This window comes from Streptomyces sp. H39-S7 (genome assembly GCF_027158205.1).
In the GTDB taxonomy this organism is placed as follows: Bacteria; Actinomycetota; Actinomycetes; order Streptomycetales; family Streptomycetaceae; genus Actinacidiphila.
Genome location: NZ_JAPVLU010000051.1, coordinates 1 through 13462, shown reverse-complemented (window position 1 = coordinate 13462; position 13462 = coordinate 1). Strand labels below are relative to the sequence as shown.

The 13462-nt window shown below is 71.5% G+C and carries 14 protein-coding genes; 6 read left to right on the top strand and 8 right to left on the bottom strand.

Annotated features, from left to right (window positions below; genetic code table 11):
• Positions 1 to 43: 43 nt before the first annotated feature.
• Positions 44 to 223: a winged helix-turn-helix transcriptional regulator gene (locus O3X23_RS35290; protein ID WP_269276705.1), complete on the bottom strand. Its 180-nt coding sequence runs from the start codon at positions 221 to 223 to the stop codon at positions 44 to 46.
• Between O3X23_RS35290 and O3X23_RS35285 the strand changes: the two genes are divergently transcribed.
• On the top strand, positions 212 to 940 hold the full coding sequence (locus O3X23_RS35285; protein ID WP_269276704.1) for a nitroreductase family protein: 729 nt from the start codon (positions 212 to 214) through the stop codon (positions 938 to 940). The two genes, O3X23_RS35290 and O3X23_RS35285, sit on opposite strands and share 12 nt — an antisense overlap.
• Here the strand turns inward: O3X23_RS35285 and O3X23_RS35280 are convergent.
• A complete protein-coding gene (locus tag O3X23_RS35280; protein WP_269276703.1) occupies positions 924 to 1985 on the bottom strand; it encodes a sodium:calcium antiporter in 1062 nt (353 codons plus the stop codon). The genes O3X23_RS35285 and O3X23_RS35280 overlap by 17 nt on opposite strands.
• 283 nt (positions 1986 to 2268) lie before the next feature.
• On the opposite strand from O3X23_RS35280, the gene O3X23_RS35275 reads away from it, so the two are divergent.
• Together O3X23_RS35275 and O3X23_RS35270 are read left to right on the top strand one after the other, a co-directional pair.
• Positions 2269 to 2859 carry a DUF2243 domain-containing protein gene (locus O3X23_RS35275; protein WP_269276702.1) on the top strand — a complete coding sequence of 197 codons (591 nt, stop codon included), beginning with the start codon at positions 2269 to 2271 and terminating at the stop codon, positions 2857 to 2859.
• Positions 2859 to 3734, top strand: coding sequence for a cytochrome c oxidase assembly protein (locus O3X23_RS35270; RefSeq protein ID WP_331283984.1), 876 nt, complete (start codon positions 2859 to 2861; stop codon positions 3732 to 3734). The genes O3X23_RS35275 and O3X23_RS35270 overlap by 1 nt, the downstream gene beginning before the upstream one ends.
• Positions 3735 to 3813: 79 nt before the next feature.
• Here O3X23_RS35270 and O3X23_RS35265 read toward each other — a convergent pair whose 3' ends face one another.
• Entirely contained in the window at positions 3814 to 4818 is a 1005-nt protein-coding gene (locus O3X23_RS35265) for a LacI family DNA-binding transcriptional regulator (protein ID WP_269276700.1), read from the bottom strand.
• A gap of 193 nt (positions 4819 to 5011) precedes the next feature.
• Here O3X23_RS35265 and O3X23_RS35260 point away from each other — a divergent pair, with 193 nt between their 5' ends.
• Complete coding sequence (locus O3X23_RS35260) at positions 5012 to 5485, top strand: tetratricopeptide repeat protein (protein WP_269276699.1); 474 nt, start codon at positions 5012 to 5014, stop codon at positions 5483 to 5485.
• Positions 5486 to 5691: 206 nt separating this feature from the next.
• Here O3X23_RS35260 and O3X23_RS35255 read toward each other — a convergent pair whose 3' ends face one another.
• From O3X23_RS35255 to O3X23_RS35240, 4 genes are all read right to left on the bottom strand, one after another.
• A complete protein-coding gene (locus O3X23_RS35255; RefSeq protein ID WP_269276698.1) occupies positions 5692 to 6480 on the bottom strand; it encodes a hypothetical protein in 789 nt (262 codons plus the stop codon).
• A 66-nt stretch (positions 6481 to 6546) separates the two neighbouring features.
• Positions 6547 to 7350, bottom strand: coding sequence for an ABC transporter permease subunit (locus O3X23_RS35250; protein ID WP_269276697.1), 804 nt, complete (start codon positions 7348 to 7350; stop codon positions 6547 to 6549).
• On the bottom strand, positions 7347 to 8294 hold the full coding sequence (locus tag O3X23_RS35245; RefSeq protein ID WP_269276696.1) for an ABC transporter ATP-binding protein: 948 nt from the start codon (positions 8292 to 8294) through the stop codon (positions 7347 to 7349). Before O3X23_RS35245 ends, O3X23_RS35250 begins: the two co-directional genes overlap by 4 nt.
• A 24-nt stretch (positions 8295 to 8318) precedes the next feature.
• Entirely contained in the window at positions 8319 to 8780 is a 462-nt protein-coding gene (locus O3X23_RS35240; RefSeq protein ID WP_269276695.1) for a GbsR/MarR family transcriptional regulator, read from the bottom strand.
• Between the two features lie 159 nt (positions 8781 to 8939).
• Here O3X23_RS35240 and O3X23_RS35235 point away from each other — a divergent pair, with 159 nt between their 5' ends.
• Both O3X23_RS35235 and O3X23_RS35230 read left to right on the top strand, forming a co-directional pair.
• The gene (locus O3X23_RS35235; RefSeq protein ID WP_269276694.1) at positions 8940 to 9911 is read left to right on the top strand and encodes an ATP-binding cassette domain-containing protein; all 972 of its coding nucleotides are present in this window, start codon (positions 8940 to 8942) and stop codon (positions 9909 to 9911) included.
• Entirely contained in the window at positions 9908 to 10693 is a 786-nt protein-coding gene (locus O3X23_RS35230) for an ABC transporter permease (RefSeq protein ID WP_269276693.1), read from the top strand. Before O3X23_RS35235 ends, O3X23_RS35230 begins: the two co-directional genes overlap by 4 nt.
• Here the strand turns inward: O3X23_RS35230 and O3X23_RS35225 are convergent.
• On the bottom strand, positions 10674 to 13462 hold a 2789-nt coding region (locus O3X23_RS35225), incomplete at its 5' end, for an ATP-binding protein (protein ID WP_269276692.1). The genes O3X23_RS35230 and O3X23_RS35225 overlap by 20 nt on opposite strands.

The following is a 13462-nucleotide window of genomic DNA, read 5'->3' as shown; positions in this document are numbered from 1 at the left end:
ACGCAAGTCGCCGGTGCCGCTCCAGGATCGGGCGAACCGCAGATCACCCGGCTGAGGGGCTGGGGGTCACACGGGCACGGGCGCGTTCGATCTCGTTGATGTGGGTCTCCGTCCACTGCCGGAGCGCTGTGATCGGTTCCGCCAGGCTCTGGCCCAGCGTGGTCAGGGTGTACTCGACCCGGGGCGGGATGGTCGGGTACACCGTGGTGCCATGACGAATCACCCGCTCTCCGTCGCGGAGGCGATCCGCAACCGCCGTACCGTGCGCCACTATCGGCCCGATCCCATCCCCAGCGCGTCCCTCTCCATGCTGCTCGAACTCGCAGTCGAAGCGCCCACCAGCTGGAACCTGCAGGACCGTTCGATCGTCGCGGTGACGAGCGACGAAGGCCGCAAAGGGCTGGCATGGGCCACCGGCGGCCAGCCCCAGCCGCAGGAAGCCCCGGTCGTGCTGGTCTTCGTCGCCGAGCCCCAGGCCTGGCGCGACGACCACAGCGACATCTACGACCGGGCCCGCCGCGCCCAGGCATGGAGCGACGAGTTCATCGCCATGTTCTCCGCAGCGTCAACAGCGTTCCAGGAGGACCTCGACCAGCGCGGTCTGCTCCGTGAGTACGCGGTCAAGGACGCGATGATCGCCGCGTCCTTCGTGATGCTCGCGGCGACGGAGCTGGGCCTGGCGACGTCCCCGATGAACGGCTGGGACGAGGACAGGGTGAAGCAGGTGATCGGGATCGAGGACCGCGACGACCTGGCCATCGCCCTGCTGATGTCCGTCGGCTACCCGGCGGAGGAACGGCGCCATCCCGGCCGCCGCCCCCTGCAACGCAACGTTTTCCATGAACGGCACCCCGGCCGGCGCGGCACCGCATACCGGGATGAGACGCCCCCCGTCCAGCCGGACCCGCCGCATCCGCAAGGGCTCAGGCGAGAGCGATGAGGCCTGTGATGCCGGCGGCGTAGAGACTCAGGACGACGAGGGAGTCGACACCCATACGGCCGATACGGCGTTGTGGTCGGAAGATCAGGCCGACCGCGTAGACGGCGGTGAGAAGGGCCCCGAGGCCGGTGAGGTAGATGTCGGAATGCTGCGCCTGCGGCAGCACCGCCTGACCGGACAGGAGGTCGGCGAGAACGAAGAGGATGGGCAGGAAGGCGTTGCCGCCGAAGATGTCGCTCATCGCCAGTTCGTAGTCGCCCAGTTTGACGCTGGTCAGGCCGGTGGAGAGCTCGGGAAGCGAGGTGGCGGCGGCCAGTACGGTGGCGCCGAAGAGAACCCCGCTGAGCCCGATGTGTCCGGCGATCTGATCACCGCTGCGTTCCAGGACGACCCCCGCGACCAGGGTGGCCGCCGCCGCGGCGCCGAAGATCGTCGCGGCCCGGGCCGTGGAGACGTTGCGCCGGGTCGCGGCGGTTTCCTTCTGCTTCTGGGCGTGCCCACGGGGTGCTTGCTGGCCGTCGGGGGCACGTCCCGAGTCCTTCCACGGCAGGCTCCGGCCGGCCCGCCCGACCAACCACACGCCCGTCAGCCACAAGAGGGCGATCAACGCCGAGGCCGGAGTCATCCGCAGCGCGTACACGTGGGACGGTAGTTGGGAACCCATGACCGTCACCGTAAGAACGGCGATCACCAGCAGGGCCTCCAGGACCAGGACCAGGCTGGCCGCCTGGAATGTCAGGGGCCGGCGCGCACGGACACCGAACGAGTCCAGGGCGACCAGCACCACGGTCTGGATGGCGATGCCGCCCAGAATGTTGCCCACCGCCACCCCGACGTTGCCGCTGAGAGCCGCCGAGCAGGTGATGGCGATCTCCGGCAGGTTGGTCGCGATGGCCAGCAGAACGGTGCCGCCCAGGGCGGCGCCCAGATGGAGCCGCTGATCAAGGACGTCCACCGTGTCGGACAGTTGGACGCCCGCGACCCAGATCACCCCCGCCGCCGCCACGAACACGACCACCAGGGCCCACAACGGCCACCCGCCCACAACACCACATCCTCTTGATCGTCTACTGCGGTGGCGGTTACCCCGGCGCACCTGCGGCTACGCCGGGGCCGCCCTCCTGGCCGCGCATACGCGGGGTTCGTCGCGGAGGGCGGCGGCATGCCCGGATCCGGCCACGTCTTTCGGGCCACCACCACGGGCGGGGGGCAGGGTCCGAAGGTGGCTCGAAACGGTGCAAGTACCGCACGAGCGGGTGTTCGAGGCGGATCGGGCGGGAAGGGTGGTGCGGAAGGTACGCGCACATCGACGGGACGGAGAACAGGTGATGGCCAGCACGACGGGCACAGCCCTCGCGGCTACGGCGGCACCGAACGCTCTGCGACTGCCGGGGATCATCCTCGGAGTGGGGCTGGGCGGGTTCGTCGACGGCATCCTGCTGCACCAGCTCCTGCAGTGGCACCACATGCTCACGAGCACCGACCAGGACCGCGTCGGGGTGAAGTACTACGACCCGAACACGGTCTCCGGGCTGGAGATGAACACCGTGTGGGACGGCGTCTTCCACGCCGTGTGCTGGGTCGCCGTCCTGCTGGGCCTGGCCATCCTGTACGCCCGGGTCACGCACAACCGTCGGGCCGTGTGGACCTCGGCCAAACTGTGGGGCTGGATCCTGGGCGGCTGGGGCATCTTCAATGTGGTCGAGGGCATTCTGGACCACCAGGTCCTGGGCATCCACCACGTCCACGGCGGCCCCCATCAGGCATGGTGGGACACCGGCTTCCTCGTCCTGGGCGCCCTGCTCCTGATCGGCGGCCACCTGCTGCAGCGCGGCGGCCGGCCCTTCGATCCCGAGGCCGGCCACGCGGCGCCTCGCACCGCCGAACGCACCGCCGGGCGGACCGAAGGCCACGCCTGATGGGCGGCATGCAGCCCACGCACCACCACGTCTCCGGTGGCGGCCTACTGGGAGCAGTACTCACCGTGCTGCTCCTGCTCGTCGCGGCGAGCGCCTACCTCCTCGCCGTGCGCCGGGCCCGGCGCCGCAACCCCGCCCGGGGCTGGAGCGGCCGACGGACGGCGTCGTTCCTCACCGGGCTGGGCCTGCTCGGCGTCGCACTGCTGCCCCCGCTGGGGTCGTCGGCACACACCGACTTCCGCGGGCACATGGCCCAGCACATGCTCATCGGCATGTACGCGCCGCCGGCCCTGGTACTGGCCGCGCCGGTCACTCTCCTGCTGCGCACCTTGCCGCCCGCCGGGGGCAGGCGGATCACATCCGCGCTGCGCAGTCTGCCCGCCCGGATGCTGTCCCACCCCGCCGTCGCTCTGCTGTTGAGCACCGGCACCCTGGGGCTGCTGTACTGCACCCCGCTGTACAACACCGCCATGGACCACCCCACCGGGCACTGGCTCATGCAGGCGCACTTCCTGGCGTCCGGGTGCCTGTTCGCCTACGTCATCGCCGGCCCCGACCCCGCACCCGCCCGGCCGGGCGTACGCACCCGTCTGGTGTACCTGGGCTTCGCGATCGCCGCGCACGCGCTGATCGCGCAAGCCATGTACGGGGGGTACTTCGTCGACATCCACGCCCCCATCGACCAGGTCCAGCGGGGCGCGGAGATCATGTACTACGGCGGTGACATCGCGGAACTCCTGCTCGCGGGGGCGCTGGTCGCCACCTGGCGGCCCGAGCGCCGCACCCGGCGGCCCCGCGGACCGGGCACTCGGAGACCGGTGTCGCCACCGCACCCCGCCGAGCGGATACGAGACATCCTGGCTACCCACCACTGACTGCGGATATCCGGTGGCGGGCCCTGCCACCGGTCGGCAAAATCGCGGCATGGACAGCGGCTGTTCCGGCGTGCCGCGGCTACCCGTCCGACGGGGCAGCCGCAGTGCTGCCGCGCTCGACCAGGGACATCTCGGCCACTTGGAGGTCCTCGACCTCGTTGCCCGCGACCACCTCGCCCAGCAGCCGCGCGGCGCGCGCGCCGTAGTCGGCGATGTCGCGGCGCAGCGCCGTCAGACCGGGCCGGATCAGCTCGCACAGCGCGGAGTCGTCCCAGGCCACCATGGAGATCTCCTCCGGCACGCGGACACCGAGGTGGTGGGCGGCGCTGAGGCCGGAGACGGCCATGACGTCGTTGTCGTACAGCACGGCGGTGGGCCGGTCGGGGCGCTCCAGCAGCTCGCGGGTGGCGGCGGCGCCCTGCTCGCCGGTGTAGTCGGCTTCGATGGTCGTGGTGCGCAGTCCCAGTTCGGCGGCGACCGTCCGGAAGGCGTCGCCGCGAAGCTGGGTGTGCACGAAGCCGGCCGGGCCGGCGACGCGCGCCACGTTGCGGTGCCCGAGCTCGGCGAAGTGGGACAGCGCGAGGCGTACGGCGCTGCCCTCGTCGCTCCACACCGCGGGCAGGCCCCCGGAGCCGGCCGGCGGGCCGATCACCACGGCAGGCAGCCCGAGTTCCTCCAGGTCCGCGATGCGCGGATCGTCGAAGCGCACGTCCACCAGGAAGACGCCGTCCACCCGGCGGCGGGCCCACCACTCACGGTGGGTGGCGATCTGTGCGGCGGCGTCCTCGGCGACCGTGAACAGCAGCGCCACGCCCTTGCCCGACAGCTCGGTCTGCATACCGGAGATCAGCGACATGAAGAACGGCTCGATGCCCAAGATGCGCGCCGGACGGTCCACGACCAGGCCGTAGGAGCCCGCCCGGCCGTCGGACAGCGCTCGCGCCGCACTGTTCGGCTGCCAGCCCAACTCCTCGGCGATGGCGAGCACGCGCTTGCGGGTGTGCTCGGAGACCCCACGCTTGCCGTTGAGGGCGAACGACACCGCCCCTTTCGTCACTCCTGCGCGGCGCGCGATGTCCGTCATCGTCGGACGCTTCACCTGTGCTGTCTCCCTGATCGGGCGCTCCACTGAACCGGATCGGCGGACCTGCGGACAGTCTAGGGGCGGGCCCGCGGGCCCCCCGCGCGCAGACCGGTTCGCGGCTCGTCCCGGCGCTGGGCGCGGGCCGGGAGCGGGAGTTGCGGTCCGGGAGGGCGCCGTGGCAGCGTGCGTCGGCATGGACGAGCAACGTGATACGGCCCTGTCGGAGGCGGTGCGGCTGCGCGAGACCGGGACTCGGCAGGCGTGCGAGCAGCTGCGGAGTCTGTCGGATCGGTATCCACAAGAGGCTGCTATCGCGTACCAGGCGGCGTGGGCGCACGATGTCCTGGGCTTGGAGCGTGCGGCCGTTCCCTTCTACGAACGCGTCTTGAGCGGATCGGGGCTGTCGGCGGAGGACCGTCACGGCGCCTTCCTGGGGCTGGGCAGCACCCACCGGGTACTGGGCGACTACGCCTCATCCCTGGCGACGTTGCGTCGCGGCCTGGAGGAGTACCCGGGTGACGCGGCCCTGCAGACGTTCCTGGCGATGGCGCTGTACAACGTGAGCGAATCCCGCGAAGCCGTGGGGACGCTGCTCCAGCTGATCAGACACCGGTGCAACCCGGCTGACGGGGTGTGCGTACGGAGGCCCGATGGGACGCGACGATGACGATGCGGCTGCGGTACGCGGCGGTGAGCCTCAGTCACGCGGTCATCTCCGCCCCTGCCGCGGTCACCGCCCATCCGGCTCCCTCGTGTACCTTTCCCCGTCAGCCTCACCACTCGTACTCCGGACCCCTCGCTCCACGGCAGTCCCTGGCCGCGCTCGCCGTACGCGGACGCATCAAGCGCTGACCGTCGCCCGGCAGAGGCGCTTCACCCACCGGCGGCTATCCCTCCGGCATCGTCGCCCGCCCCGGCGGCGTCGACAGGGCCAAGGGAGTCTTCGCCCGATGGGGCCAGCTCCCTGAGGCCGCTGGGCACCGCTGGATATTCCAGCGGGTGCCAGGTGTTGCCCGCCTGGGCGGTGATCACGATCAGGGCCGCCACGAAGACGAGGGAGGCCAGTACGAAGGATCCCTCCGTGACGTCGGGGTCGGCGGGGGCGGAGCGACGCATCAGGAGGAAGGCGTGCACGGCAGGAGCCGCCGCGCCGAGGGCGTAGGACCACAGGCCCACGGTATTGGTCGCGGTGTCCACGTGACGGCGGGTGGCCGGCGCGTGGCGGAAGAGTGTGTTCAGGTGGGCGCCGACGGCGCCCCGTAGTGCGTCGTCGCGGCCGATGTCGCCTTGACTTGGCTGAATGCCGACAGCCTGGTAGCGGCTGATGGCGCGGAACGCGGCCGCGGTGACCGGGTGGGCGGGCTCAGCCGCGTTGTCGGCCAACTCCAGACCGTCCCGGCGCAGTATGCCGTCCTGACGCATCAGTCGGACGGCCACGTCGGCCGCACGGTAGGAGTTCCTCTGCAGTTGCCCGGGCTGGTACTTGGCCGAGCACAACGGTTCGGCGGCGCTCAGCAGATCCGCGTGATAGACGTCGAGCCCCGGCCAGGCCCGCGCCTGCCGAACCATCCGAGCCTCCAGCGACCGCCGCCACAGCCGCCTCACACCCAGCACGATGTTCACACCGGCCAGCGAGATCAGACCGGTCATCAGAATCCCCATGACCACGACGATCGACGACGAGGTGGGCGACCCGCAAGCCCCTGGGCCTTGACGCCGCGGGTGGTGTCAGTTGCCCTGGGCCAGGTCCCGTCGGTGGAAGCCCCGGATTCCGATGGCGGCGAAGCAGAGGCCGAGTCCGATGAGCAGCGCGCAGTGCGTCCACTGGATCCCGTTCTTCAGCGGATCGCCTCCCAGGTACCAGTAGAAGGGCGAGAAGTTCTGGACCCAGTGCAGACCCTTGATCTGCGGGACGAACGAGTCGCACAGATACGCGGCGACCGTCACGTAGGCGCCGCCGACGATCGCGTACGCCCGACGCCCGGTGCCGGCGCCGATGCCGAACGCGATCGAGGCGAAACAGCAACCGAACAGGACGAGTTGGAAGGTCATGGCGGCCAGGTTCGCCATGCTGATCGCGTCGAAGTCCGCCGGCACGCGGATGGCGAGTTCCACGAGCAGCAGCACTACGCCGACCAGCGCGATCGCGGTCAGCACGGCGAGCCAGCGGGACGTCGCCAGCCGGATGCGGCGGACGGGGTGCGCCAGCACCAGGTCCAGCAGGCCGGCCTCCTCGTCGCCGGCGATCGCCTTCGCTCCGGCCGCGACAGCGAAGACGGCGAGCAGGATCGGGACGAGCAGCCCGAAGACCGTCGAGCCGAAGTAGCCCGCCGCGGTTCCGTAGTCCTGCATGTGGAACGCGTCGCGCATGGCTGGGGGGAACGAGTCGATCGCGGTGGCCAGGCTCGAGTTCCGCCCCATGACCGGCCACATCGCCGAGTACATGGCCGCGATCGCGGTGATCGCCAGCGCCCAGCCCAGGAAGCCGCGGCGGTTGTCCGACAGGTGCTTGCGAAAGACGGTGACGCTCATGGCGCGAGACCCTTCGTTCCGTTCCCGGTGGAGGCATGCTGGTAGAAGGTGAAGAAGATCTCCTCCAGTTCCGGCTCCTCGGCCAGCAGACTGGTCGCCTCGTACCGGGCCGCGGCCTTCACGAGCGCGTCCGGGCTGCCGGTCAGGATCGCGCGCAGTACGCTCCCGCCCTCGGGCGTCTCGGTGACGGCGGTGTTCCGCAGTTCGGGCAGCGCCTCGAAGACCGCGGCGTCGACATTCCCGGCGAAGGTGATCGTGACCTTGCGGTGTGCCGACTGGCGCAGCTTCCCTACGTCCGCCACGGTGATCAGCTCGCCCTCGCGGATGATGCCGACGCGTTGGCAGGTCTGCTGCACCTCGCTCATCACGTGCGAGGACATGAAGACGGTCTGCCCGTTGGCACCGGCCTCCTGCACCATCTCGACGAACCGCTGCTGCAGGAAGGGGTCGAGGCCGCTGGTCGGCTCGTCGAGGACGAGCAGCTCCGGGGCGTGCATGAACGCCTGGACGACGCCGACCTTCTGCCGGTTGCCCTTCGACAGGGTGCTGATCCGGCGTGTCAGGTCGAGGTCGAGGCGCTCGGCGAGCTCCGTGATCCGCGCGGCGGGGATGCCGCCGCGCAGGTCGCCGAGGTAGGTCAGCGCCTCGCGTCCGGTCTGCCGGCCGTCGATCCGGAAGTCCCCGGCGAGATAGCCGATGCGGCGGCGCACCTCCGCGTTGTCCCGCGGATCGGCGTCCAGGACGCGGACCCTCCCGGACGTCGGCCGGATGAGATCGAGCAGGAGGCGGATGAAGGTCGTCTTCCCGGCACCGTTGGGCCCGAGGAAGCCGAACACCTCGCCACGTTCCACGGTGAGGTCGAGGCCGGCCAGCGCGGTCTTGCCCGTTCGGGCGGTCCCGTACCGTTTGACCAGCGCGGTTGCTTCGACAGCGGTGCCTGTCATCGCCACATCATTCTTCCCGCTCCCTCACAAGCCGTTGTCCCGCTTGAATTCCTCGATGAGGTCGGGCACTCGCTCGGCGATGAAGGTGAAGAAGTCCCGCGCGATGCGCACCCGCCCCGCTTCCGGCGCGTCCTCGTCGCCGATCAGCTCCACGCCCCTGGCCATCAGAACGCTGAGAGCGGCCCAGACGGTTCTGCCGTTCATGGTCGCGGTGATCAGAGCATCGGGCAGCACCTCGTAGGCGTGCCCACGCTGCCCCGGACGTGTCACCCTCCGCGCGAGCTTGGCGCCCTCCAGCATGCGCATACCGGTGGACACCGAGCCCTTGGACAGCTGGAGCGCCTCGGCCAACTCGGCGCTGGTCTGGTGCGGCGGATCGCAGATCATCAGCCAGCCCAGGAGCTTCCCGTAGGCGGGCGGCATACCCAAGGTGGAATAGAGCAGGCCGAACTCCTCGGCGTACTCCCGCTTGGATTCCTGATCCACCACCACTCCTCAGTTTTTAATATTCAGAACTTACTGAACATTCAATACCCTCAGTGAGCCATCGCGCAAGGGGCGCGCGACCCGGGGCGGCCTCCGGTTTCAGGGCGCTGAAACCGGCGTGAAAGCGCGTTGAGTGCGCCCTGCCGCAGTCTCTGCGGCATGACGACAACGACATCGCGCTCTCCCGCCATCGCGGCCAAGGGGCTGCGCAAGGCCTACGGGGACAAGACCGTCCTCGACGGCATCGACCTGGCCGTGCCGTCCGGCACCGTGTTCTCGCTGCTCGGGCCGAACGGCGCGGGCAAGACCACCGCCGTCAAGATCCTGTCCACCCTCATCACCGCCGACGCCGGTGAGCTGCACGTCGGCGGCCACGACCTGGGCACCGACCCGCAGGCCGTGCGGGCCGCGATCGGTGTCACCGGGCAGTTCTCCGCCGTGGACGGCCTGATCACCGGCGAGGAGAACATGCTCCTCATGGCCGACCTGCACCACCTCTCCCGGAGCGAGGGCCGTCGCAGCGCCGCCGAGCTCCTGGAGCGGTTCGACCTCACCGAGGCGGCGAAAAAACCCGCCTCCACCTACTCCGGCGGCATGAAGCGCCGCCTCGACCTCGCCATGACCCTGGTCGGCGACCCGCGGATCATCTTCCTCGACGAGCCGACCACCGGCCTGGACCCGCGCAGCCGCCACAACATGTGGCAGATCATCCGCGAGCTGGTCTCCGGCGGCGTCACCGTCTTCCTCACCACCCAGTACCTGAACGAGGCCGACGAGCTCGCCGACCGCATCGCCGTGCTCCACGACGGGAAGATCGCCGCCGAGGGCACCGCGGAGGAGCTCAAGCGGCTCATCCCCGGCGGGCACGTCCGGCTCCGCTTCACCGACCCGGCCGCGTACCAGTCCGCCGCCGTCGCCCTGCGCGAGGTCACCCGGGACGACGAGGCGCTGTCCCTGACCGTCCCCAGCGGCGGCAGCCAGCGCGAACTGCGCTCCATCCTCGACTGGCTCGACGCGACCGGCATCGAGGCCGACGAACTCACCGTGCACACCCCCGACCTCGACGACGTGTTCTTCGCCCTGACCGGCGGCACCACCGTTCCCGACCAGCCCACGGAGGCGACCCGATGAGCTCCCTTTCCCTCGCCGTACGCGACTCGCACACCATGCTGCGCCGCAACCTGCTGCACGCCCGGCGCTACCCCTCCCTCACCCTGAACCTGCTGCTCACCCCGATCATGCTGCTGCTGCTCTTCGTCTACATCTTCGGAGACGTGATGAGCGCGGGCATCGGCGGCGCCGACCGCTCCGACTACGTCGCCTACCTCGTCCCGGGCATCTTGATGATGACCATCGGCGGCACCGTGATCGGGACCGCGGTCTCCGTCTCCACCGACATGAACGAGGGCATCATCGCCCGCTTCCGCACGCTGGCGATCCACCGCGGGTCGATCCTCATCGGGCACGTCGCCGGAAGCCTGCTGCAGTGCATCGCGAGTGTGGTCCTCGTCGGCGGCGTCGCCGTCGCGATCGGTTTCCGGTCCACCGACGCCACGGCGGTGGAGTGGCTGGCGGCGTTCGGGCTGCTCGCGCTGTTCTCCCTGGGGCTCACCTGGATCGCGGTCGGGATGGGCATGGCCAGCCCGAACGCCGAGGCGGCCGCCAACAGCGCCCAGCCGCTGATCCTCCTGCCCCTCATCTCCAGCGCGTTCATCCCGGCCGACACGATGCCCGGCTGGTTCCAGCCGATCGCGGAGTACCAGCCGTTCACCCCCGCCATCGAAACCCTGCGCGGTCTGCTGCTCGGCACCGAGATCGGAAACAACGGGTGGATCGCGATCGGCTGGTGCGTCGGCCTGACCGCGCTGGGCTACCGCTGGTCGACGGCGTCGTTCAACCGCGACCCGAAGTAACCGCCATGACCGCGCGGGCCGCCTCCCGCAACTCGTCCCGCCCCAGGGCGGCGTACTCCGACACCGCGTCGGCGTACGCCGCCCCGTCGGCGGTCCCGGCCGCCTCGCGGGCGCGGTCCGCCGACATCGTCGGCTGGAACTCGCGCAGCACACCCAGCCGTTCGGCCAGCGCGACCATCCGCACGGCACCGGTGTCCCCGGACGCGAGCCCCGCCAGGCCGAGGGCGTGCAGCACCGTGCCGAACAGGGGGAGCTCGGACGGGGAGCCGGCCGGGTCGCGGAGCAGGGTCCGCAAGTGCTGCCGCAGCCGGTCGATCACCTCCGCGACCGGTCCGAGTCGGCCGGCGTGCGCGTGCGCCGTCACCGCCACCGACTGGATCAGGTACGCCCACGGGTCGAGCCGGGCACCGTCGCCGGGCGTCGGGCCGGCCGCGAGCATGCGCTCCACGGTGCCGCGCCACAGGCCGAGGCCGACCTCCGTCAGTCCGCGCGCGAGCGCGATCTCGGCGCGCCCGCCGCGGTCGGGCCGGTAGAAGTCGTCCTGCTGCGGCACGGTGTCGCTCTCCGCCTGCCGCAGCCAGTACTCGGCCTCGTCCGTGTCGCCGCGCTGCAGGCAGGCCAGGACGAGGAGCGAGCGCAGGCCGATGTAGTCGTGCCCGTCGCCGAGCCGCGGCAGCACGGTGAGGGCCGCCGTGAGCTGCTCGTACGCCTCCTCGCCCCGACCCGTCCGCAAGCACAGCTCGCTCAGCCGCGAATGCACCATGAGCTGCACGGACGGATTGTCGACCGGCGCGAGTGCGGCGACCGTCCGGCGGGCCGAGGCGAGCGCGCGGTCGATGTCGTGCTCGAACTCCCAGACGTAGCAGGCGAGGCACTCGGCGATACCGGACAGCAGCGGCTGCTCGCTGTCGCAGAGCGCGCGCAGCACGTCGTAGTCGGGTGGCCGGATGTCGGGGACGGCGCTCAGCACGACCGCGGTGGCGCGCATCAGGGTGTCCGGCGGTGCCGGAGGCAGCCGCCGCAGGGTGACGAGCTGGCGTACGGCGCGCGGGCCGGGGCCCATGAACACGGTCACTGTGCCCAACACCGCGGCAGTGCGGGCGACTTCCACGAACGCGGGCTCCGGGCGGTAGTGCGACAGCGGCGGCCCGGTGTCCGCGGCGAGGGCGGCGAGACGGGGGAAGTTGGTGCCAGTGGACCACAGACTGGCGAGGACGGCGGCCAGGGCGGCGATCGCGGGGTCGTCCTCACGGGCCAGGGCGTGGCGCAGGGCCAGTACGAGGTTGTCCTGTTCGGCCTTGATCCGCTCCCAGGCGGCCGACGAATCCGAGCCGAAGAGCGCGTCGTGGTGCGCGACCCCGAAATCCCGCGCCCACGCGAGGAGTCGACCGAAGGCCTCGTCCTCCTCGCCCGACTCCGTACGCCTGGCCGCGCTGAACTCCCTGACGGTCTCCAGCATCCGGAACCGCACGCCGGCCGGGGTGTCGGCGACCGTGATCAGCGACTGTCCGGCCAACTGCTCGAGGAGGAGCAGCGCGTCCGCGCCGAGGACCTGCTCCGCCGCCCGCCCGGTGAAGCCGCCGGGGAAGACGGACAGCGTGCGCAGTGCCACCCTGGCGTCGTCCGCGAGGAGGTTCCAGCTCCACTCCACGACCGCGTGCAGCGTGCGGTGGCGCTCCGGCGCGTCCCGCGCCCCGCCGCGCAGCAGGGCGAAGCGGTCGCCGAGGCGGCGGGCGATCTCCGGCACCGACAGGACCCGCACCCGCGCCGCGGCCAGCTCCACGGCGAGCGGCAGCCCGTCGAGGTGGCGGCACAACTCGGCCACCGCGTCCGGCGGCAGCCGCACGTCGCGGCGGGCGGCCCGGGCCCGCTGGGTGAACAGTTCGATGGAGGTGTCGAGGCCGAGCTCCGGCAGCGCGTACACCGCCTCCGACGTGAGGTCGAGCGGAGCCCGGCTGGTGGCGAGCACCCGCAGCTCCCCCGAGGACGCGACCAGGGCCTGTACGAGGTCGGCGGCGCCCCGGACGACCTGCTCGCAGTTGTCGAGGACCAGCAGCGCGGGCCCGGAGCCGAGCACCCCGCGGATGCCGGCCAGGGGGTCGGCCGCGGCGGATCCGGTCACGGCGCCGGGCCGCCCGTCCCCCGCGCCGAGCGCGGAGGCCACCTCCGCGGCCACGTCCGCGTCCGCCGTGACCGCGGCGAGCGGCACGAAGAACACCACGCGCTGCTCGGCCCGACGGCTGACGGCGTGCGCGAGCCGGGTCTTGCCCAGGCCGCCGGGGCCGACGACGGTCACGGCGCGGGAGGCGCGCAGCAGCCGCTCCACCGCCGCGATGTCCTCGTCGCGGCCGAGGAGCGGGTTCGACTCGTGCGGGACGCCGTGCCGGACCACCGACGCCTCGCCGCGCAGCAGCTCCTGCTGTACGGCCCTGAGCCCGGCGCCCGGATCCGTACCGAGCTCGTCGCGCAGCTCACGGCGGTACGCCTCGTACCGCATCAGCGCCGCCGACGGCCCCGCCGTCGCCGCCTCCGCGCGCAGCAGTTCGGCGAGCACCTCCTCGTCGCGCGGGTGCACCGTGGCGGCCGCGGCCAGGGGTCCCGCCGCCTGCGCGTGGCGTCCGAGCCGGGCGAGCGCGAGCGCTCGTGCGCGGGCGAGCGCCGCGCGGGCGGGGGCGCGTTCGGTGCGCAGCGCGGCGACGGGGTCGTCGGGGTCGTCGGCACCGTCGGGGGTGCCCTCCCACAGCGCGAGCCCGGCCTCGGCCCACGGCA